Source organism: Paenibacillus sabuli, assembly GCF_014705605.1.
GTDB lineage: Bacteria > Bacillota > Bacilli > Paenibacillales > Paenibacillaceae > Paenibacillus_D > Paenibacillus_D sabuli.
The window spans coordinates 142742-163985 of sequence record NZ_JACXIZ010000010.1 but is presented as its reverse complement, the minus strand read 5'-3'; the positions used below and the strand labels follow the sequence as shown (position 1 = coordinate 163985).

15 protein-coding genes are annotated in these 21244 nt (G+C 53.3%); 14 read left to right on the top strand and 1 reads right to left on the bottom strand.

The features are described from left to right. Positions 1-32 precede the first annotated feature (32 nt). The 13 genes from IDH44_RS04270 (at position 33) to IDH44_RS04210 (ending at position 19993) form a co-directional block, all read left to right on the top strand. Entirely contained in the window at positions 33-1010 is a 978-nt protein-coding gene (locus IDH44_RS04270) for an ABC transporter permease (RefSeq protein ID WP_317890107.1), read from the top strand. 67 nt (positions 1011-1077) lie between these two features. Beyond that, complete coding sequence (locus IDH44_RS04265) at positions 1078-1917, top strand: carbohydrate ABC transporter permease (protein ID WP_223869360.1); 840 nt, start codon at positions 1078-1080, stop codon at positions 1915-1917. 36 nt (positions 1918-1953) lie between these two features. Continuing rightward, positions 1954-3606 carry an extracellular solute-binding protein gene (locus tag IDH44_RS04260; RefSeq protein WP_190915014.1) on the top strand — a complete coding sequence of 551 codons (1653 nt, stop codon included), beginning with the start codon at positions 1954-1956 and terminating at the stop codon, positions 3604-3606. Between the two features lie 54 nt (positions 3607-3660). Next, on the top strand, positions 3661-6708 hold the full coding sequence (locus IDH44_RS04255; RefSeq protein ID WP_190915012.1) for a right-handed parallel beta-helix repeat-containing protein: 3048 nt from the start codon (positions 3661-3663) through the stop codon (positions 6706-6708). A gap of 50 nt (positions 6709-6758) precedes the next feature. Next, positions 6759-8165: a sulfatase family protein gene (locus IDH44_RS04250; RefSeq protein WP_190915010.1), complete on the top strand. Its 1407-nt coding sequence runs from the start codon at positions 6759-6761 to the stop codon at positions 8163-8165. A 520-nt stretch (positions 8166-8685) separates the two neighbouring features. Beyond that, positions 8686-10674 (top strand): AraC family transcriptional regulator, encoded by a 1989-nt coding sequence (locus IDH44_RS04245; RefSeq protein ID WP_190915008.1) that lies wholly within the window; start codon positions 8686-8688, stop codon positions 10672-10674. A gap of 74 nt (positions 10675-10748) precedes the next feature. Continuing rightward, the gene (locus IDH44_RS04240) at positions 10749-11774 is read left to right on the top strand and encodes a FecCD family ABC transporter permease (protein ID WP_190915006.1); all 1026 of its coding nucleotides are present in this window, start codon (positions 10749-10751) and stop codon (positions 11772-11774) included. Further along, complete coding sequence (locus tag IDH44_RS04235) at positions 11771-12784, top strand: FecCD family ABC transporter permease (protein ID WP_190915004.1); 1014 nt, start codon at positions 11771-11773, stop codon at positions 12782-12784. The genes IDH44_RS04240 and IDH44_RS04235 overlap by 4 nt, the downstream gene beginning before the upstream one ends. 181 nt (positions 12785-12965) lie before the next feature. Continuing rightward, the gene (locus IDH44_RS04230; protein WP_190915002.1) at positions 12966-14690 is read left to right on the top strand and encodes an ABC transporter ATP-binding protein; all 1725 of its coding nucleotides are present in this window, start codon (positions 12966-12968) and stop codon (positions 14688-14690) included. Positions 14691-14777: 87 nt separating this feature from the next. Then, on the top strand, positions 14778-15839 hold the full coding sequence (locus IDH44_RS04225; protein ID WP_190915000.1) for an NAD(P)/FAD-dependent oxidoreductase: 1062 nt from the start codon (positions 14778-14780) through the stop codon (positions 15837-15839). A 369-nt stretch (positions 15840-16208) separates the two neighbouring features. Beyond that, positions 16209-17834 carry a helix-turn-helix domain-containing protein gene (locus IDH44_RS04220; protein ID WP_190914998.1) on the top strand — a complete coding sequence of 542 codons (1626 nt, stop codon included), beginning with the start codon at positions 16209-16211 and terminating at the stop codon, positions 17832-17834. 116 nt (positions 17835-17950) lie between these two features. After that, positions 17951-18955: an ABC transporter substrate-binding protein gene (locus IDH44_RS04215; protein ID WP_190914997.1), complete on the top strand. Its 1005-nt coding sequence runs from the start codon at positions 17951-17953 to the stop codon at positions 18953-18955. A 15-nt stretch (positions 18956-18970) separates the two neighbouring features. Further along, positions 18971-19993, top strand: coding sequence for an NAD(P)/FAD-dependent oxidoreductase (locus tag IDH44_RS04210; RefSeq protein ID WP_190914995.1), 1023 nt, complete (start codon positions 18971-18973; stop codon positions 19991-19993). A gap of 94 nt (positions 19994-20087) precedes the next feature. Here IDH44_RS04210 and IDH44_RS04205 read toward each other — a convergent pair whose 3' ends face one another. Beyond that, positions 20088-20459 (bottom strand): hypothetical protein, encoded by a 372-nt coding sequence (locus IDH44_RS04205; protein ID WP_397326741.1) that lies wholly within the window; start codon positions 20457-20459, stop codon positions 20088-20090. A gap of 294 nt (positions 20460-20753) precedes the next feature. Here IDH44_RS04205 and bcp point away from each other — a divergent pair, with 294 nt between their 5' ends. Beyond that, the gene (gene bcp / locus IDH44_RS04200) at positions 20754-21224 is read left to right on the top strand and encodes a thioredoxin-dependent thiol peroxidase (RefSeq protein WP_190914993.1); all 471 of its coding nucleotides are present in this window, start codon (positions 20754-20756) and stop codon (positions 21222-21224) included. Positions 21225-21244: the final 20 nt, after the last annotated feature.

Below are 21244 nucleotides of genomic sequence, written 5' to 3'. Positions count from 1 at the left end.
TGTCGCATGTCCGCTTCCTGAATCACATATTGATGGCGGGGCGCGCGTGCTGTCATACTCAGAGTGCGATCGCTGCCGTACCGACAACCTGTGTCTACGAACCGAGGGGGAATGAAATGAGACGTAAGCTTACCCGGCAGTACGAGTTGTACGTCTTTCTGCTGCCGACTCTCCTGTACTTTGCTCTGTTTCAATACGGGCCGATGTACGGGATTCAGATTGCTTTTAAAAACTATCAACCGGTCAAAGGTTTCCTGGAAAGTCCATGGGTTGGATGGAGCCATTTTATTCGTTTTTTTCGCTCGTATCAATTCGAGCTCGTTATTAAAAACACACTGGTGATCGGCTTGTATGAATTGCTCCTTTTTCCGATTCCGGTGGCGATGGCAATCCTGATCAACCAGCTGACAAGCTCGAAATTCAAACGGTTTGTGCAAACGGTTACGTACGCGCCGCACTTCATATCACTGGTCGTTGTGGTCGGGATGCTGTACATCTTCCTTTCGCCGCACACCGGACTTCTCAACCATGTCATTGTCGGATTCGGGGGAGAACCCGTTTTTTTTCTGGGGAGTGCGGAATGGTTCAAGCCAATTTTTGTTTTGTCCAGCGTCTGGCAGAACGCAGGATGGGGCGCCATCATCTATTTGGCTGCGCTGGCGGGCATTCATCCCGAATTGCATGAGGCGGCCGTCGTTGACGGTGCGACCAAGCTACAGCGCATACGGCATGTCGACATACCGGGCATCCTGCCTACGGTCGTGATTATGCTTATTTTGAATATGGGACAGTTTATGAACGTCGGATTTGAAAAGGCGTTTTTGATGCAAAACTCGCTCAATGCGGTTTCGTCGGAGGTCATCCAGACGTACGTATACAAATCCGGCTTGCAAAGCGCGCAGTACAGCTACTCGGCAGCCATCGGTTTTTTTAATTCGCTTGTCAATTTTGTTTTGCTTGTCATTGTGAATGCGATTGCAAGACGAACGAGGCAGGCTAGCTTATGGTAGAAGGGAGGGAACCGGGCTGGAACAATGGAGCAGAAGCAGAGCAGACCGCCTCTTCGATATCGTCAATATGTTGATCTTCGTTCTCGTCACATTGATCGTGCTTTACCCGCTTTACTTTATTCTGATCGGGGCCTTCAGCGATCCGAATTTAGTCAGTCGCGGCGAGGTATGGCTCTACCCGAAGGGGTTGAATTTCGACGGCTTCGAGCGCATCTTTTCTAACGGGTATATTTGGACCGGCTATCGCAATACGATTGTGTACGCCGCACTGGGTACCGCGATCAGCGTCGCTTTGACGATTACGGCGGCATACGCTTTGGCGCGCAAGGATTTGATCGGTCGCAACGTCATCATGTTCGCCATTACGTTTACGATGTTTTTCAGCGGCGGCTTAATCCCGACGTACCTCCTTGTGAGAGAGCTCGGGATGGTGAATACGATGTGGGCGCTGGTCCTGCTGCCGGCGGTATCGGTGTATCAATTGATTATTGCCAGGACGTTCATTCAAGCGACGATACCGGAGGAACTGTTCGAGGCGGCTTCAATCGACGGCTGCAATCATACGACGTTTTTCTTCCGGATGGTACTGCCGTTGTCGCAAGCGATTATTGCGGTCATCGTATTGTTTAATGTGGTGTTCCACTGGAATTCATACTTCCCGGCTCTGATTTATTTGCGGGACCGGGAATTGCAACCGCTGCAATTGGTGCTGCGAGAGATCTTGATCCAGAGCCAGTCGTCGGACATGAGCGGGGGATACTTCGAGGATACGGCGGAGCAGCAAAAGTTGGCGGAGTCCATCAAGTACGGCATGGTGATCGTAGCCAGCTTGCCGATGCTGGTCTTGTACCCGTTCCTGCAAAAATATTTCGTAAAAGGCGTCATGATCGGTTCCATTAAAGGGTAGGTCGAGTCGTGCTACAAAATGAAAAGGGGAGTTGGAATGTTGAAAAGAAAGACTGTTCGGACGTTGCTCTTCGTCGTGTTGATTGGCGCCATGCTGATGGCTGCCGCCTGCACGAAGCAGGACGCGTCGCCTTCGTCGTCGGATACGGACAACGTGCAGCCGGAGCCGGCCGATGAGGAGGCGCTGCGCGAGGCGGTGACATTCCCGCTTGAGAAGCCGATTACATTGACCGCTTTTGCCAATCGGCATGCGGATGCCAAGGCGTACAACGAGATGGCCTTCTTTAAAAATGTGGAGGAAAAAACCAATATCCGTATCGAGTGGGATCTGGCGGTGCAAGCCTCCTTGGTAGAAAGACGTAACTTGCTGCTCTCAAGCAATGATTTACCTGATATTTTTTATGGCGCAAGCATCCTCCAAAACGACGATATGTTACGGATGATCAATCAGGGACAATTGATTCCGATTGACGACATGATTGAACTATATGCTCCCAACTTCAACAAGATATTGAAGCAGCGCCCGGACATTCGCAAGGTCATTACAGCAGCCGACGGTCACATCTATACGATTCCACACATCTATGAATCGATGGTCAATACGGCTCCGGACGCGATGTTCATCAATAAAGAATGGCTGGATGCGCTGGGCCTGGCCGTACCGGAGACGACGGAGGAGCTCTACAACGTGCTGCGAGCGTTCAAGACGCAAGATCCGAACGGCAACGGCAAGGCGGATGAGCTCCCGATGAGCTTCCGTTACCAAAATGCGAAAAATCAGAGCGCCATCCAAAGCGCGGCCTCCTTGTCGGGGTCCTTCGGGCCTATCGATCAACAACAACACAAGCATATCGCGATCGAGGACGGCAAGCTGGTCTTCGTGCCGATGACGGAGGGGTATAAGACATACGCGAATTACATGCGAACGTTGTATCAGGAAGGGCTAATTGATCCGGAAGTGTTTACACAAGACAACCAGGTGTACAATGCCAAGATAGAAGCCGAGGAGTCGCTAATCGGCGTCTGGTTCGGCTGGAACGTGACAGGTCGATTCGGGTCGGTGGAGCAATCGCCATATATCCCCGTTGCGCCGCTGAAAGGGCCGGCTGGCCGCCAGGAATGGAATCGGGTGGAGCCGAGGGTGGCCATCGGCAGCTTTGCGATCACAAGGGCCAACTCGCATCCTGAAGCTTCCTTGGCGTGGATGGATCAGATGCTGACGGAAGAGAGCAGCATGGAGGCATTCTGGGGGCCGTTCGGAATCAATCTGGTGAGAAATGAGGATGGCACGATCGACTTCGCTCCGAAGCCGGAGGGGATGACAAATCCGCAGTTCCGGCATTCGGATGCGCCGGGCACGAACGCTGTACCGATTCTGCTAAGCGATATGCTGGAGAAGGTCGTTCCGAATCCGGCGGAGGCGGAGAAGTTCGAGCTCTTAGAGCTGTACCGGCCTTATCAGTCCAAGGAGATCTTACCGGGCATGCTGCTGTCGAACGAAGAGAGCGAGACGCTCGCCTTGATCGAGTCGGACATCGTGAACTATGTGGAAGACAAGCTGGCGCAGTGGATATTCAACGGGAATATCGAGGCTGAATGGAACGCGTATGCGGAGCAATTGAAGCAGATGAATGTGGAAGAATACGTGACGATCTATCAACAGGCGTACGACCGTTATACCAGTCAGTAATCGCTAGAATCCGGGAGGGCCGCTTGAGGGCGGCCCATATAGGAGGAGATACGGATGAGCAAAAATAGGAGAAGCATGTGGCGGACGCTCTTGTTAACAGCAGCGTGCCTGGCGACAATTGCGACGCCGAGTGCGATGGCGGATCATGATCCGCCGCCGGGATTGTATAACAATGACGGTAGCCCGCGCCCCATTCACAGCTTGCCCAAGCCGACGAACACGATCGATATCGTTGCCGACTACGGCGCCGACCCAGCGGACAACGGCAGCGATGACGCGGCGATCATTCGGCAGGCGATCGCCGATGCGCAGCCCGGGGACGAGATCTTCTTTCCCGAGGGCACCTACAACCTGAACACCGCGCATCCGAACGACGCCAAGACTCACCTGCTGATGAAGAGCGGCGTCTACTTGCGGGGAGAGAGCCAGGTTGGGGTGGTGCTCAAGTCCAACTTCGACAATGTGGCGAACTCCGCCGTGATCCGTGGACGAGATGTGTTCGACGTGTTGCTGACGAACTTTACGGTAACCTCCACCTGGGACCGTAATTATCCCGTCGGGACGCAGACGAATCCGGACGCAGGCGGTCCTGATTTCGGCGTGCATTTTTTGTACGGAACGACGAGCACCTACAATATTACCGTTGATCGGCTGATTGTCGAGAAATACAAGAAGCACGGCTTCAGCTTTGCGAATACGCGGGATGTCGTGCTCCAGAATTCCCTGTTCAGAAATGCGACGAACAATGGCGGAGGAGGAATGGGCTACGGCATTAATATCCGCGGGACGATGAAAATCGACAAAAACGGACTGCCGGACGATTCCGCCTATCATGTCGTGCAGAATAATACGTTTCAGGGTCCGCATTTACGACATGGCGTTCTACTGATGAGCTATACCCACAACAATGTCATTCGCAACAATACCATTGCAACTACCAAGCTCGCCGGCATAGACATGCACGGGCAAGACGAGTACTTGAATGAAGTGTACGGCAATACGATCTCCGGTCAACTGGGCCCGGGAGCGGGGGGAGGCGGCATCTCCCTCGGGCATCTCGGGGGTACGCACGATGCGACTGGCCGCAAAAACTACATCCATGACAACGAGATCAGCCAGTTCAATCGAACGAATACCGCCGCCAGACAAGTCGGCATCGATGTAATGTATGGTACGCCGGATACGCTCATTGAGCGCAATACGATCCATACCGCGATTGGCTCTCCAGGGGCGGGCATCTATCTGGGGCACGCGCCGCGCACGATTATTCGCGGCAATGTGGTCACGGGTCTGACGGGCGCGGATGCCTGGGGGATCTACCTGGCCGGCGACGACGGGGTCAACGATTCTCCGCCGGGCAATCCGGACGACTCGGAATTATACAACAATACCATCACGCACAATAGCGGCGGGTTAAAGCTGGAGGCAGGAAGCGGGATCAAGCGGGCGGGCAATACAGTCAGCGACAATGGCGTCAATTATGACTACAGCGTGCCTGTCACTACAATTCCAATCGACAGAGTCGCGCCGGTCGCTCCGACCGGACTTGCCGCAACGTCCGTGACGGATGCACGCGTGCAATTGACTTGGGATGCGGTGCCGGACAGCAGCGTGAACGGATATTTAATCTATAACGGGGCGCAGGTGGTCGGCTCGACGGCCGGACAGACTGACTTCGAGGTGGTCAATCTGCTGCCGGATACGAGCTACGCGTTCACGGTGAGAGCGAAGGATGACGGAGCCCACCTGTCGCCGCCGAGCGCCGTCTTGACGGTCACGACCGATGACGGCGTCGAGCCGGTGAGCGGGATCGAGGTCGCAGCGCCGCTGACGACAGTGGCGACGGGTACCAGCATGCGGCTGCAAGCCCATGTCGAGCCGGCCGCGGCAACGAATCCGTCGGTTACCTGGTCGGTGACGGGGGGCAATGGCGAGGCGACGGAACTGGCGTCGATCGATCCGGACGGCCAGTTGACGCTCCATGCGGCAGGCGAGGTGAGGGCGACGGCCACTGCGAACGACGGCTCGGGCGTGACGGGCAGCATCGCGATTCAAGCCGTGCCGCCGCTCGCCACAGGTGCGCCGGCGCGGGCGGTGCTGAGTGATAACAGCGGTCATGGCACCGGCCTGCGAGACGGCAGCTATTCGTTGACGATGAATATGTGGTGGGGCAATAATGGTAGCGTATACAGGCTGTATGAGGACGGAGCGCTGATCGACACGCGAGTGCTGGCGGACGAATCGCCACATGCCCAAGCGGTGAGCGTGGACATAACGGGCCGGAAAAACGGGACATATACGTATACCTGCGAATTGAGCAACGGCTTCGGAACGACTGTATGCGAGCCCCATCACGTGACCATAACCGACGCCGAGCCGGGCCGACCGGTGTTGGAACACGACAATTGGGACGGAGACCATAGCTACGCCATCGCGATGAATATGTGGTGGGGGACCAACGGCACAATCTATCGGCTGTATGAGGACGACATCCTGATTGATACGCAGGAGCTGGGAGACGATACGCCCACCGGCCAGCAGGCGGTCACGGAGATCTACGGCAAGCCTTCTGGCAGCTTCGAATATCGTGCAGAGCTGGAAAATGCGGCGGGAATCACAGCGAGCGACACGATCACTGTACAAGTGACCGATGGAGCGGCGCAACCGGAGCCGGGCGTCGTGCTTCTGGAGTTCGAGGATATGGTCGTGAGCGGGTCGTGGCCGGAGGGTCAGTATGAAATCGTGCACGATCCGAATCTGAGCGGCGGTGCAGGCGTGCGGCTGTATGGCGAGCAGGTGCAGGATTACATTCAATTCGTGCCGCATATGGAGGCAGGTCCACAGCTGATCGAGCTAGGCGTACGCAAAGGGCCAGATCAGGGGATCGTGCAACTGTGGACGCTCGGAGGCGATCTGGGACAGCCGATCGATCTGTATGCCGCTTCGGAGGGAGCCGCGGTCATCGACGATCTCCCGATGATATCGCCGGGCGTCGCCGGTGACAAGATCCTCCGCTTCACACTGATCGGCCAGCACGAAGAGAGCGCGGGACTGGCGTTGACGATAGACTATATCAAGCTGACTATGCAGCAGCCGGAGTAAGGATGCGGGTGAGGTGTACCCATAATAGTGAGGATGCGGGGGGAATAGCAATGGTGAAGAAAAAGCCGAATATCGTCTTCATTACAACCGACCAACAGCGAGCAGATACGCTGCAGATGAAGCAATGCGGTATCGAAGTTACTCCGAATCTGAATGAACTGGCGAAGGAGAGCTGTGTCTTCAGTCGGGCGTATACGAGCACACCGCTCTGTGTGCCCGCCAGGACAGCGCTCGCGACCGGGAAATATCCGACGCGTACCGGTGTCGTCCTGAATGGGAGAGAGGATAACCCCGGGGAAGATCATAAGCCAATCCATCAGATGTTGTCGGAGGCGGGGTACAGCGTAGGGCACTTCGGCATGAATCATATCCGGGTGCAGCCGGAGCTGAACGAGCGCGTCTCGTTCGAGCGGTATATCGATCAGCGGGATTACACGGACTATGTCGCATGCGGCGGAGCCGCCGTCCGGGAGCATCCGCGCGGCAAGACGAAGGTGGAGGAGCTGTGCGGCGGCGTATACAAGGAGAGACAATACTCCAGCGCTCATGCGCATGTGTGGGAGCATCCGCTGACGTTATTCCGGGACGTATATTATACCGACGAGGCGGTTCGATTCGTCGATGAGTCCGCGGCCCGTGCCGATCAGCCGTTCGCGCTGTTCGTGAATCTGTGGGCGCCCCACCCTCCGCTGGCTGTCCCGGAGCCCTACCATTCCCTATTCGATCCGGATGCGCTGGAGTTGCCCGCGAATGTAGGCGCAGTCGCTGCGGGCGAGCCGGCGAACCGGCGGAGGGGAGCCGCGGCCCGGCTTGCGGAGGGGATCAGCCCTCCGCAATGGCGGCAGACGTGGGCGGCCCACCTGGGTCTGACCCGTCTGGCGGACGATTGCATCGGCAGGCTCCTGGCGGCATTGAAGCGTGCCGGGATCTACGACGACACGATGCTGCTATTCATGTCGGATCACGGGGAACTGCTCGGCCAGCATAATATGTATCAGAAGATGGAAATGTACGAGCCGGCTGTGAAAGTCCCGATGCTCATCAAAGCGCCCTCTTGCCCGCCGCGAACGGTGGACGAACTGGTGTCGCATCTGGACATCGTCCCGACCATACTGGACTGGCTGGGCAGACCCGAGATGCTGCCGGAGGAGGAGGCGGACGGCATCTCGCTGCTACCGGTCTTGCGCGGGGAGGCCCCGCTGCCGGAGCGGTCGATGTTCAGCCAGTATTCCGGCAACCAGCGGATCGGCGACATCCGCCGCGCGGTCATTACGAAGCAGTTCAAATACATCTTCGATCCCCGTGATGAAGAAGAGCTCTATGATCTGTCGCAGGACCCGCTGGAAATGACGAATGTGGCGAGGCTGGAAGCCTATGCCCCGCGCAGGCAGCAGTTAAAGGAACAATTGCTCGCGTGGAGCGCGTCCAGGGGCGATTGGATTCGTCGAGACGAATAACGATGCTCGCCCTATCATACGAGCATCAGTGGCGCTCATGATTCGCCGTTGAGCCAACGGTTTGGGGCTATGCGTCTTCGCTATCCGTATTATTGCAGAAATCAAGTTCCAGTAGCCTTCAAACCGAAAAGTGAGCGAACCCGCTAAACGGGTCTGTCAAGTATTTTGTAAATAAATCAATGGATGAACGATGAACCGGGTTTTGGGTGCAAGGAAACACTGTCTTGGGAGTGAGGCAGATAGAAGTGGGAATTAACCGGGAGATCCGGGCCTATACGGAAAGCTTATTTTTTGGACTGTCCTTGCGGCAGTTTTTTTTTCTGTACGGGCATTTCTTGCGTCTGACGGGTCCTGGTGAGTCGGTATAAACCAAATAGAACGACTGGATTAAATGGCCGGAGGCGTCCAATCGTTCTCCGATCTTTCAAAGTAGTAGTCATTTTCATCTTTATGAGATTGATAATCAAATTCATTTAGATTACGATACAGAGTAAGTGGCTTTGCAAAGGAGTGCTGACAGATGCGAGAAGGGAACAATCAAGTATTCACACCAGAGATGGTCGAAAAAATGGCATATATATGGACACGTTCCTCTATTTCATTCATGGATGTGCGTCACCAAACCATTTATCCGAATCAGCCGCTAAGGCAATATAAAATGCCGAGCAGCACGCTGGTTTATGCTTACGGTGGAAGCGCTCATGTTCAACTAAACGAAACAGCTTTTGCAATGGAGCGGTTTGGTCTATTTCATGGCGGAAAGGGAACGATGCTGAGTATCACTCCTGAAGAAGCGGTACTCAGAAGTTACATGGTGTTGTATAAGGCTGAGACGCCGCACTTCTTCAAGAGGGATTTGCAGCGCTTGCTGGAGCAGGTGAATCCATTTGTGCAGCAGTTTGGATATGCGCCGAGCAATCCGGTGTGGCTGATTCATTTATTTGAACAGATGATGGACAGTTGGAGACGTGCAACAGCGCTTAATCATTTTCACACTAAAAACTTGTTTTACCAATCCATGTATGAAGTTTATGAAGATTTGGAACAAGAACAGGCAATGTTTCTTCAACCAGATCCCGTGATATCGGCTAAACGGTATTTGGATGAACACTATACGCAGCCGATCATGTTTCAGGAAATTGCGGGTATGTTTGCGATTAGTGGAGGGCAATTGACAAGGCTATTCAAAAAAAGAGAAGGCCAAAGCCTGCAGGAGTATTTAACTATGAAGAGGCTGGAAGCCGCTCGACACCAATTGGAGAATACAACTGCAACAATTAGGGAAATTGCCAATGGATGTGGTCTTGTTGATGAAAATACGTTGTTTCGGATGTTCAAAAAGTACTATAAAGTTTCACCGGGGGACTACCGGAAAAAATTAGTGGTCATGATGCAGGGTTATACAATTGATAATGATTATCATCATCTTTACAATGAGATAGGACTAGAAAACCTAGCCAAATCTCAAAGAGACGGGGAGTACACCATGTTTGGACAAGTAAGAAGCAAACAAATGATATTGGCGGCGGCAATGAGTTTGATGCTGTTGCTATCGGCATGTACGTCTGCAACGCCATCAAATACTGGGGGAGCGACAAATCAGGTGCCGACGCCAACCCAACAGGTTCAAACCACCGCCGATTCTGGGTCGAAGGGAGCGGAAGCTGCTGCCCGCACACGAACTGTGAGCACGGTCATGGGGGATGTTGAAGTGCCTGCTGATCCGCAGCGCGTGGTAGTGAATTGGTATGCGGGAGACGTCATAACGTTAGGATTAAATGTAGTGGGATCGACAATCGGTCTTAAAAATGATTCATACAAAAAATTACCTTACGCGGAACAACTAGAGTATATCCCCTTTATTGAAAAGTGGGAGCCTGAAGAGATAATGGCGCTCGATCCCGACTTGATCGTGACCTATCAACAGGAGGACTTCGAGAAGCTGAAGGGGATCGCGCCGGTTCTGGTGATTACAGGGGATGAAAAGTCGGCGTTGGAGCGTCTGCTTTTTTTGGGAGAGGCTACCGGACGTAGCGATAAGGCACTTCAACTGATTGATGAGTTTGAAGCAGAGCTTGCAGACGCCAAAAAATTGATTGCGAGTGAGCGATTTAACGGTAAAACGTTCACGATCAATCAGGACTGGGGGGCTACAGGCGAATGGGCAGGCATTGCATTTGAGACAGAATCACGAGGTGGAACAGTGTTGTATGAATATTTGGGGATGACTCTTCCCGATCAAGTAACGTCATTATTAAAGGGTGATGGGAACATACTTAGTTATGAAGTCGCTCATCAGTATTTCGGCGATTATATAATCTGGATTGAAAATCCTCAGATGGAATCGGAATATCAGAAGACAGCATTTTGGAGCAGTATTCCCGCCGTGTCCAATCAACATGTTGTGACGGTTCCAAAAGAGCAATACGGTTTATTTTTCTTCGCCGATGTAGCGAGCATGACTGCGCAACTATCCTATATAACGGAATTGCTTCGTTCGCTGGATTAAAACATATCCTGAATGTAGATGTCTTCCGCGTATCCATGTTAACTTGAACTTGAACGTATGGAAAGGATATCGTTATGAGAAGCAAGCCTGCACAAAAGCGCCGTGGCGCGGTTACCTTTACAATGTACATGGCGATCGGGCTTGGATTAACGGTTCTAATGTCGGCGGCGTCGATTAGCTTCGGCGCCGCCGACATGCGATTAGCGACTGCATGGGAGGCTATATTCCACTTTGATCCAATGCTCACTGATCATCACATTATTCAAACGCTTCGCCTGCCGCGCACCGTGGCCGATCTTATTGTCGGCTGTTCTCTTGCGGTTTGCGGAGCGATTATGCAAGGCACGACGCGCAACCCACTGGCCGACTCGGGTCTAATGGGCATCAGCTCAGGCGCAGCCTTTGCGATTGCACTTTGCCTGGCGTTTATGCCGGGATACACGTACGGTGAGATGATGCTGTTTGCCTGCCTCGGAGCCGCGCTGGCGACGGGGATGACCTATTTCATTGCTTCACTTGGCAAGCGCGGCATGACTCCACAGCGTCTGGTACTCGCCGGACTGTCGATCTCGATGTTGTTTGGCGCCTTTAGTCAATATTTGGCGATTAACTACAATCTTGGTCGTGCTCTGGCGTTCTGGACCGCGGGCAGTACCGCTGGAGCAAAGTGGGGGGAGCTACTGCTGATTTCACCGTTCTTTGTCGGCGGGGTACTGTTAGCATTGGCATTGTCGCCTTCGGTGACAGTGCTCAGCCTGGGTGAAGAGGTCGCCGGAGGGTTGGGAATTCGTAGCGGGCTCGTCAAGGGACTCTCTACAGTTATTGTGTTGCTGTTGACCGGTCTTGCAGTCGTGGTTGTCGGACCGGTCGGTTTTGTTGGCCTGATCGTGCCTCACATCGTGCGCTACATAGTCGGTGTCGATTACCGTTACATCATTCCGGCAGCAGCGGTCTATGGGGCGTTGCTGACGGTGTCGGCTGATTTGGTTGGACGTTTGATCAACAAGCCTTTTGAGACGCCGATAGGGATTATCTTTTCGATTATCGGGGTGCCGTACTTTCTCTTTTTGGCTCGGAAGCAAAGGAGGGAGTTCGAATGAACAACCAGCGATTTACCGTGCAGCGCGGGATTTTCATCAATGTGCTGCTGTTGGTGTTGATTGCGGTCTTCGCTGTGATCAGTGTGAACGCCGGGAAAATGAATTTATCGCCGATGGAAGTATTCAATGTGCTGCTGGGCAACGGTACGGAGCGGCAGAATCTGATCGTGTTTGACTTTCGTTTGCCACGCATCGTATTAGCGATTTTAGTCGGCATGGGCATGGGAGCAGCGGGTGTAGTGATGCAGAGCTTGCTGCGCAACGATATGGCAAGTCCGGGAACGCTGGGGATTAGCTCAGGTTCTGGTTTGTTCGTGTTGTTCTTTGTGGTCTATATGGCTTCGGCAGGGGCGAGTTCCTTTATTGCGTTGCCCCTGCTGGCATTTGTCGGGGGAATGATGGCGACTGCGCTGATTTTCTTGCTATCGTATCGGCGGGGACGAGAACTCTCGCCGATTGCCCTGATTTTGACCGGTGTAGCGCTGGGGAGTGGCTACGGGGCGCTGACGACCTTCTTAACGCTCAAGCTCGATGACTCACAGATGGATTTCATGCTGCGATGGTTGGCGGGGAGCCTGTGGGGCGATGACTGGCGGTACATTGCGATCCTGGCTCCGTGGATTTTGATATTGCTAGCATATATTTTTTACAAGGCAAGAATTCTCAATACGCTTCATCTGGGGAACCAGACGGCGGAAGGGCTAGGGTTGGCGGTGAAGCCGGAGTTTCTCGGGTTGTCGGTCGCGGCGGTGGCGCTCTCATCGGGAAGTGTGGCGCTCGGCGGCAGTTTCTTCTTTATTGGTCTGATCGCCCCGCATATGGCAAGGAGATTGGTCGGTCCGGATCACAAGTTGCTGATTCCAGCAGCCAGTTTAGCCGGCGGCCTGATCGTCATTTTGGCGGACACGATTACACGGACGATGAGTCTGGGCGGCGATGTACCGACGGGGATTGTGATTACGGTGATTAGTGTGCCGTATTTTCTCTATTTATTAGCCAAAGAGAATTAGTCGAACGCGCTGCATGGCGTATACAGCGCTGATCCTCACGCGAGGTGTCGGGGGTCATCACCTGCATAGAGGCGGATATTATGCACGAGCCCCGCACGGGACGCCCGGTGTATGTGACGTATCAACTGCTGCGTGGGGAGTCTGCACATCGAACTATGCAAAAACAGAAGGTGGTAGCGACATGAAGATTGCATGGCGCGTGTTAAAAAGCGCAAGGCCGTATTGGAAGTATTATGCGTTTGGTTTTCTGGGAATGGGGATCGCAACGGCCGCGGGCTTTTACTTGCCGTGGGCTTTGCGTACGTTAACCCAACTGGCGACCAAAGGCACAGAAAACTTTGCCGCAGAGGCGTTAACGATTGGGTTATTGCTGCTGGGTGCGACCACCTTGCAAGCGGCGGGGTCCTCCTTGTCGGGGTATATGAACCACTACACCGCATTGCATGTGGTGGCGGATTTGCGGAAACAGTTGTACCGCAAGTACCAGCAGATGAGCCTGCGTTATTTCAACCGCAGCCGCACCGGAGATTTGACGGGACGAGCGGTCAATGATGCGATGGAGGCGGAAATTTTCATCGCGCATGCGATCCCGGAGTTTGTCGTCAGTGTGTTGACGTTTTTCGGGGTCGGGGCGCTGCTAATGGCGATCAATTTGAAGCTGGCGTTGATTAGTTTGGTCACGATTCCGATCCTGCTGGCGATTACCGTGTGGCAGAGCAAGTTTTTAGCACCGTTGTGGGGGGAGAACTCGAGGGTGCGCGGGGAGATTTCCGGTAAAGTGCAGGAGAACTTGTCGGGGATGAAGGAGATCCAAATCTTCAACCGTCAGGCAGAAGAACAATGCAAGGTGGACCACTTGGCGATGAAGCATGCGAAGACGTATTTGCGTGCAAGTAAATATTACGAAACGTCTGTTCCAGTGTTGGCATTGGTGACAGCGTTAGGCACGGTGCTGGTTGTAATCTTTGGCGGACGCTTGATCAGCACCAGAGAAGCGACGATTGCGGATATTGTCGGTTTTATCGCGTACTTGGGGATGTTCTACGGTCCGGTGCGTTCGTTCTCGGGATTAGTGGAAATGGCCGGCCGTGCCGCGGCGGGGTTGCGCCGGGTGTATGAGGTGTTAGATGAGGAAGAGGAGGTTCAGGAGAAGCGGAATGCGACCGTGCTTTCGCGTGTGCAAGGCGAGATCGCATTTAGCAACGTATCGTTTTCGTACCAGGACGGCACACAGGTGTTAGAACAAGTGAACTTGACAGTGCGTCCAGGTCAGACGGTAGCTTTGATAGGGACAACGGGAGTCGGGAAGACAACGCTGGCGAGCCTGGTGAATCGGTTCTATGATCCGCAAGGAGGTTCAATTATGGTGGACGGGATCGATATACGGGATGTGACGCTGAACAGCTTGCGCAATAACATCTCGATGGTGCTGCAGGATACGTTCTTGTTTGACGGAACGGTGTACGACAACATCGCATACGGATGGCAAGATGCGAAGCGCGAAGATGTGCTGGCGGCAGCGAAGGCGGCGAAGGCCCATGACTTTGTTGCGCAGATGGAGCAAGGGTACGATACCATCGTCGGAGAACGTGGTGTGCGGCTATCGGGGGGCCAAAAGCAACGGATCTCGATTGCGCGAGCGATCTTGCGCAATACGCCGATTCTTATCTTGGATGAGGCAACCTCGGCGCTGGATACGAAGACGGAGCAGGAGATTCAGCAGGCGCTCGATGAGATATCCAGGGATTGCACGACACTGGTGATTGCCCATCGGTTGTCGACGATCCGACATGCTGATCTGATCGTGGTGTTGGAGGGAACGGGCATCGCGGAGGTCGGTACGCATGAGGAACTGTTACGGCACAGCGGTATTTATGCCCGCTTGTATTCGGCGCAGGCCTCTTAACGATATGAATTGTACAATGTGGACATAGAAAGCGCAAGTATCCAAGTGGCGCCAGATAGATAGATAGATTAAGAGGAGGAAGAGTGTATGAATATGGAATTGGATTTATATGATTTGACGATTATTGGCGGCGGCCCGGCAGGATTATACTCGGCCTTTTATAGCGGAATGCGTGATATGAAGGTGAAGTTAATTGAGGCGAAAGAAGAACTGGGAGGCAGGTTGCTGCTCTACCCCGAGAAAATGATCTGGGATGTGGGCGGTGTGACGCCGATCCGCTGTGAGCAATTGATCCGTCAATTGATCCAGCAGGCGAAGACGTTTGATCCTGCGATTGTCCTCGGGCAAGAGATAAGCTACCTTGAACGCTTGGACGACGGCACGATGATTGTGACAGCAATCAACGGGGAGCGTCATCATACTCGCACGCTCATTCTAGCAATCGGTTATGGCGTATTAAAGCCGGTCAAACTGGACATTGAAGGCGCAGATCGTTACGAGGTGACTAACCTTCATTATACGGTGCAGGAGCTGGATTGTTTCAGAGGGAAAAGGGTGCTTATATCCGGCGGTGGCGATTCCGCTGTCGATTGGGCAAATGAGTTGGGGCCGATAGCGGCTCATGTAACTATCGTTCATCGTCGAGAGCAATTTGGCGGACACGAAAAAAATGTAAAGCGGATGTACGAATCGACGATTGATGTGCGTACTTCCTATGCATTAACTCAATTGCATGGCAACGAGGTCGGTGACGCTATAGCGGCAGTATCGCTTGCTCCTGTTGACGAGGAAGGACAATTGGGAATTGAAAAAGAGCGGCTGGAAGTGGACGAGGTCATTATAAGCCACGGATTTCGCGGCGATTTTGGCCCGATTATCGATTGGGGCATAGAGGTGGGGAAATGGGATATTCCAGTTAACGAGCATATGTCCACGAAGCTTCCTGGAATATTTGTCGCTGGGGATTCCGTTAATTTTTCTGCTAAAGTAAAGTTGATCGCCGGGGCGTTTAACGATGCTGTGCTGGCAGTGAACAGCGCCAAGAAATATATCGATCCGGAGGCCTGGGGGATGGCCCGGGTATCCTCTCACAACAGCATTTTCAAGGAACGAAACAAGTCGCTTGGTGTTGCCGAGGAGGATGCGTGATCAGGGGGATAACCGCCCGCGAATTGCGCTGGCTGCTCGACGGACTTTCGTTGGGCCAACGGCAAGCGCATCCGGCCGTCCAGGCCGAACGTATTCTGTAGCCAGGGATTTCCTTCCTTTTATCGACACATCTGCCGGGAGGGATTGGGCTCGAGGCCCGTCTATCCCTGGAGCTTGGCATCCCCCTCCATTCTGTCGCATGTCATCCTCCAAGCAACGTGATCATACCAAAAAAGCCGCCGGTTTATTGACGACTGTGGGATAACATAAATTGGAATCCGTGCACCGGGAAAAAGCTGCCTTTCTTCAACAGAAAGCCCAATCTGATATACTTGAAGCGAGTTCATCGTAGGAGGAGGCCTCATCAAGATGCAACACAAACCGCGCATCGTTTGGGAATGGCAACTGACGCCTTTTCAAACGGTGCAACAAGCAATCGGCTCCGGCACACAGCTTGATGACAATACCCTGTTCGTCATTACAGGTGGACGTGCAGACTGGCAAGTTAACCGCCGCGTCTGTCATCTCGAACGCGGGAGTCTGCTTGCTGTAGAAGCATACTGTCCGATAGAATCGATCAGCCCGGACAGCCCCGCCTTCCAAGGCTACAAGCTGACCTATGATCTGCTGAATCTTTCAGCCCTACAACAACCTGGTGAAGAAGCGCTTCGCGTCCAGTGGAAAGCCCCCTCCGGCTACGGCTTCAGTACAGCCCTGTTGGATCAAACGGATTTGTGTCAAGTAGAAGCGCAGTTAAGCGAACTTAAGGACTGGCAGCCAGAACGTGATATTTTCCTTCAAGCCGCAGGCAGCACATTATTGGTGCAATTGTACAATGAACAAAACATACAAGAGAAGCAACCGGCGATCGAACGTGCGATGACTCATATCAAACAACATTATCGCTCCACTCTGACACGCGAACAATTAGCCAACCAGGCCGGCATGAGTCCTTGGCATTTTTCGCGTAAATTCAAGGAGCAATCCGGCTATTCGCCGATGGACTACTTGCTGCGCTATCGGATGAATCGGGCACAGGAGCATCTGCTGCAGGGCATGCGTGTACAAGAAGCATCGCGACTCAGCGGATTTGACGACGTCTTCTACTTCAGCAAGCGGTTCAAGGCCACCGTTGGCATTACCCCCGCCCGCTTCGCCGAACACGCTGCAGATCGCAGGATCGCTGCGGGTCTGCCGCGTATAGCCGAAGCGCTCCTTGCGCTGGATATCATCCCTTGCTGTGTGCTGGCCTACCCGCCGCTCATTGCCGAGCATCAGCAACGACTGTTCGATCAGTACAAGGTTCCCGTCATTCCCGTGCCGCAATATGCATTGCCTGCAGGAGCTCTGCTGCCCTATCGCCCGCAATGGATCATCACCCAACGTATCCCCGAAAGCGACAGGGATCGTCTGCGTGATATTGCGCCTACGCTAAGCGTTGTCGATATCGATTCTCGACACTTCATCGCCGATCTGGCACCGCTGCTCGGTCGACAAACGCAAGCCGATGCTTGGCGGCAAAGCTACGATCATTATCTCATGTCAGCTCGGCGGCGATTGGCGCCGCATCTGGATGCCCGCGCGACAGCGCTAATCATTCGAGTCGAAGGCCACGGCTACCGCTATATGAACAGCAAGTCACATATCAGTCCGGCAAGCCTGCTCTATGATGAACTGGCACTGCGTATGCCGGTCGGTCTGGCAGACGCCAGCAATTGGTGCAGCACATTGGATATTGCTCGTTTGGCGGAGGCTGATCCGAATTATGTATTCATCGAAAACCGCGTCTTCGAAGGCGGTTCATCGGATGCCTACATGCAGCGTTTGCTCGAAGATCCACGCTGGCTAGGCCTCAAAGCAGTCCGGCACAAGCGGGTATTCCCGATTACAACGCGCACTTGGATTACAGGTTGCGGCGCATTTGGTTATCAACAAGTTGTCGATCAGATGGTCGATTACTTAATCCAGTCCGAAAGTGGTAACGAATTGTCCTGAGCGCGCACAATCCTCCATCCGCTTGCGCACAGACAAACATGGAGACGGCTCCCCGCATTTGCTATACTCTTAAACGATAACGATTATCATTATTATTAAAGGGGAGAACGACCATTATGTTTCGCAAAATGTCCATTGTGTTAGGAGTCACACTTGCACTGCTGCTAGTAGTAGCGGGCTGCGCTTCCAACGAATCAGTAAATGAACAGACAGAAGCTGCGGATAACGAATCCAAAGTACCCGCAACAACGGATGAACCTCAAACCCGCATCGTCACCGATATGTTCGGAGAAGTGGAAATTCCGACGAACCCCGAGCGTATGATCGTTACGAACACACGCTATGCCGAGTATATGATTGAGTTGGGCATCGTTCCATCCGGCGTACTCTATGTCGCTGATGTTGAACCGGACTATCGCTTGGATTACTTCGCCAATCATGGCGTGGAATTAATCGAATACCCGCAATACGAGCAAAACTATGAACTGCTGTTGACGCTCAACAGTGACATGATCGTGGCCTATGGCGCGACCGTCGGAGACGGCATCTACGAGCAACTGAGTAAGATCTCCCCAACTGTCGCGGTGCCCGGCACGATCTTTATGAGCGATGCCATGCCTGCTTTGGCTGCCATTTTCGAACGTGAGGAACAATTGGAAAGTGTGACCGCCGCTTTTACAGCAAAAGTTGAAGCAGCCAAAGCGCAATTGGCCCCTTACGCTGAAGGAAAAACCGTGCTCGTCTTGCGGGTCGACCCCAATCAGTATCGTTTCCTGGGCAGTAAGAGTCAAGGCGCCAGTGAATTGTTCTATCAACAGTTAGGCCTGCAAATTCCTGAAGTTCTCAAGGACGGAGAAGCTTGGTTCAATCCGTTCTCCCTGGAAATTCTCCCAGAAATCAATCCGGATTACATCTTTATTGAAAAACGTGTGATGGAAGGTGGCGACAGCGACCAGTCATGGGAGGATCTGATGGGGAATTCATTGTGGAAAAACCTTGATGCGGTGAAGAACAATCGCGTATTCCCTGTGGGAACCAAAGATCTTGTACAAGGAGAAGGACCGATCGGCTCCGCATATCTGATCGACTTCATCGTGGAATCGATTATCTCGGTAAAATAAGGAGGAGATGTACGTATGTCTGAAGACATCTACGACTTGACGATCATTGGTGGCGGCCCCGCGGGTATGTACGCTGCGTTCTATAGTGGGATCAGAGCGATGAAAACCAAACTGATTGAGGCCAAGCCACAGTTGGGCGGATTCATGTGGCGCTATCCGGAGAAGATGGTTTGGGACGTCGGAGCAGTCGGTCCGACCCGCTGTGAGTCGCTGATCCATGCATTGGAGAAGCAAGCGCGCACATTCGATCCAACCGTCGTACTCGGTCAGGAGATTAACGATCTGACGCGACGGGAAGACGGCGTACTGATCGTGCGCAGCAATTGCGGAGCTGTTCACTATACCCGCACCGTGCTGCTGTGTGCAGGACGCGGCATCACCGAATTGGAGAAACTACGGCTCGAAGGCGAGCCGCAGCAGGATTGGAACAATCTTTATTACACCGTTAACGATTGCGCTGTCTTCGCCGGCAAACATGTTCTTGTTTCCGGCGGCGGCAATGCTGCCGTGGATTGGGCCAACGATCTGCACGATCATGGCGCTCATGTGACCATCGTTCATCGCCGGACGCAATTTGACGCATTGGAACGCAACATCGAACGACTATACGAGCATGCAGCCATCCTCACCCCATACGCGCTGCATCAATTGCAAGGACAAAACGACGATATTACACATGTGAGCTTGTCCCACAGCGAAAATGGCAGCATGCAGCAATTTACAGTCGATGCCGTACTGATCAATCATGGATACAAGCGCAATTATGACGCCTTGCAGGCATGGGGTCTACATATGGGGGATTACGGCATCATCGTCAATGAAAGTATGCATACCGGCATTCCCGGTGTCTTCGGCGCCGGAGACTGTGTCAGCTATGGCAGCAAGGTTCGCCTGATCGCCGGTGCATTCAATGATGCGGTACTCGGCGTGAATAGCGCTATGCGCTATATCGACCCGAATGCGACTAAAATGGCTGGTGTTTCTTCCCACCATGAACGTTTTCGTGAACGCAACTTGCAACTGCGATCCCTGTCATAGACGCATTGACATACCAAAAAGACATGGCTGTCCAAAAGTCAGTAAAAACTGACGATTTGAGCAGCCTCGTTCCAATGAATATACATATACATTTTTATCGTGATCGCTCAGATTCACGATGCTTTTCCGGTTCAAAGTCAATCCCGCTGATTGCATGTTCGTATAAAAACTGCTTGATTTCGCTCATATCGTTCGTCGTATAGTAGGCTGACAACAATTCGTTGAACCGCTCCATATTTTTCTCTGTAATGGTTAGCATACCATGTCCATTGCCGACAAGAAGCTTGTTTGCGAGCAGAAGAGAGGTTCGCTTGTTTCCATCCCAAAACATTTGCCGCCGCGCTCCCCACAGGAAAGAAGTGATGGCTTTCTCCGTTAGGGTCATGTCCGTAGCCAGCAAGTCCGCCAATTCTTGTTCGATCTCGCTCTTCACCGGGAGCGGCGGCGCATAATCCGTGCCTGAAATTCCGACACGCCCGGCTTTTAAAACGCCCCATTCCAGCGCTTCATTCTTATCCTGAATACAGGCCGTTAAGCCGGCAACTCGATGCTATGACTGAAAAATGGAGAAACGAACTCCACGCTTGCTAAACGCTCAATAATATTTCTACCATTTGTCTCTCTTTTGGCCGTGAGGTAAAATGAGGAGCGAATCCCAAGCGCTGCAACAAGCCTTCGTCTTGTAGCAACTGTATCCTTTCAGCGAGCAGCTGTACCAATTGAACCAGTCGATATCATTAGACAACAAGGAGGAAAAACAATGGCGGAACTGACAGTCGGGCGGGTCGTCCCGGATTTCAAGCTGCCCGCTTCGAGCGGCGAGGAGGTGGCGATTCGCGATTTTCGCGGCCGCAATGTCGTGCTGTATTTCTACCCGAAGGACAATACGCCTACCTGTACGCAACAGTCGTGCGCCTTCCGCGACACGACCGACGATTTTGCAGCGTCCGATACGGTCATCGTCGGCATCAGCACGGACGATATCGCTTCGCACCAGAAATTCATCGCCAAGCACAACTTGCCGTTCGTGCTGCTCGCCGATACCGAGCACAAGGTATGCGGGAAGTACGGGGTGTGGCAACTCAAGAAAAACTACGGCCGCGAGTACATGGGCATCGTGCGCTCGACGTTCCTGATTGACAAGAAGGGCAAGCTCGTCCAGGAATGGCGCGGCGTCCGGCTGAAGGGCCATATCGAGGCAGTGCTGGAGGCGGCCAGCGAGCTGAAGTAGCACACGAACGCGGGGATGAA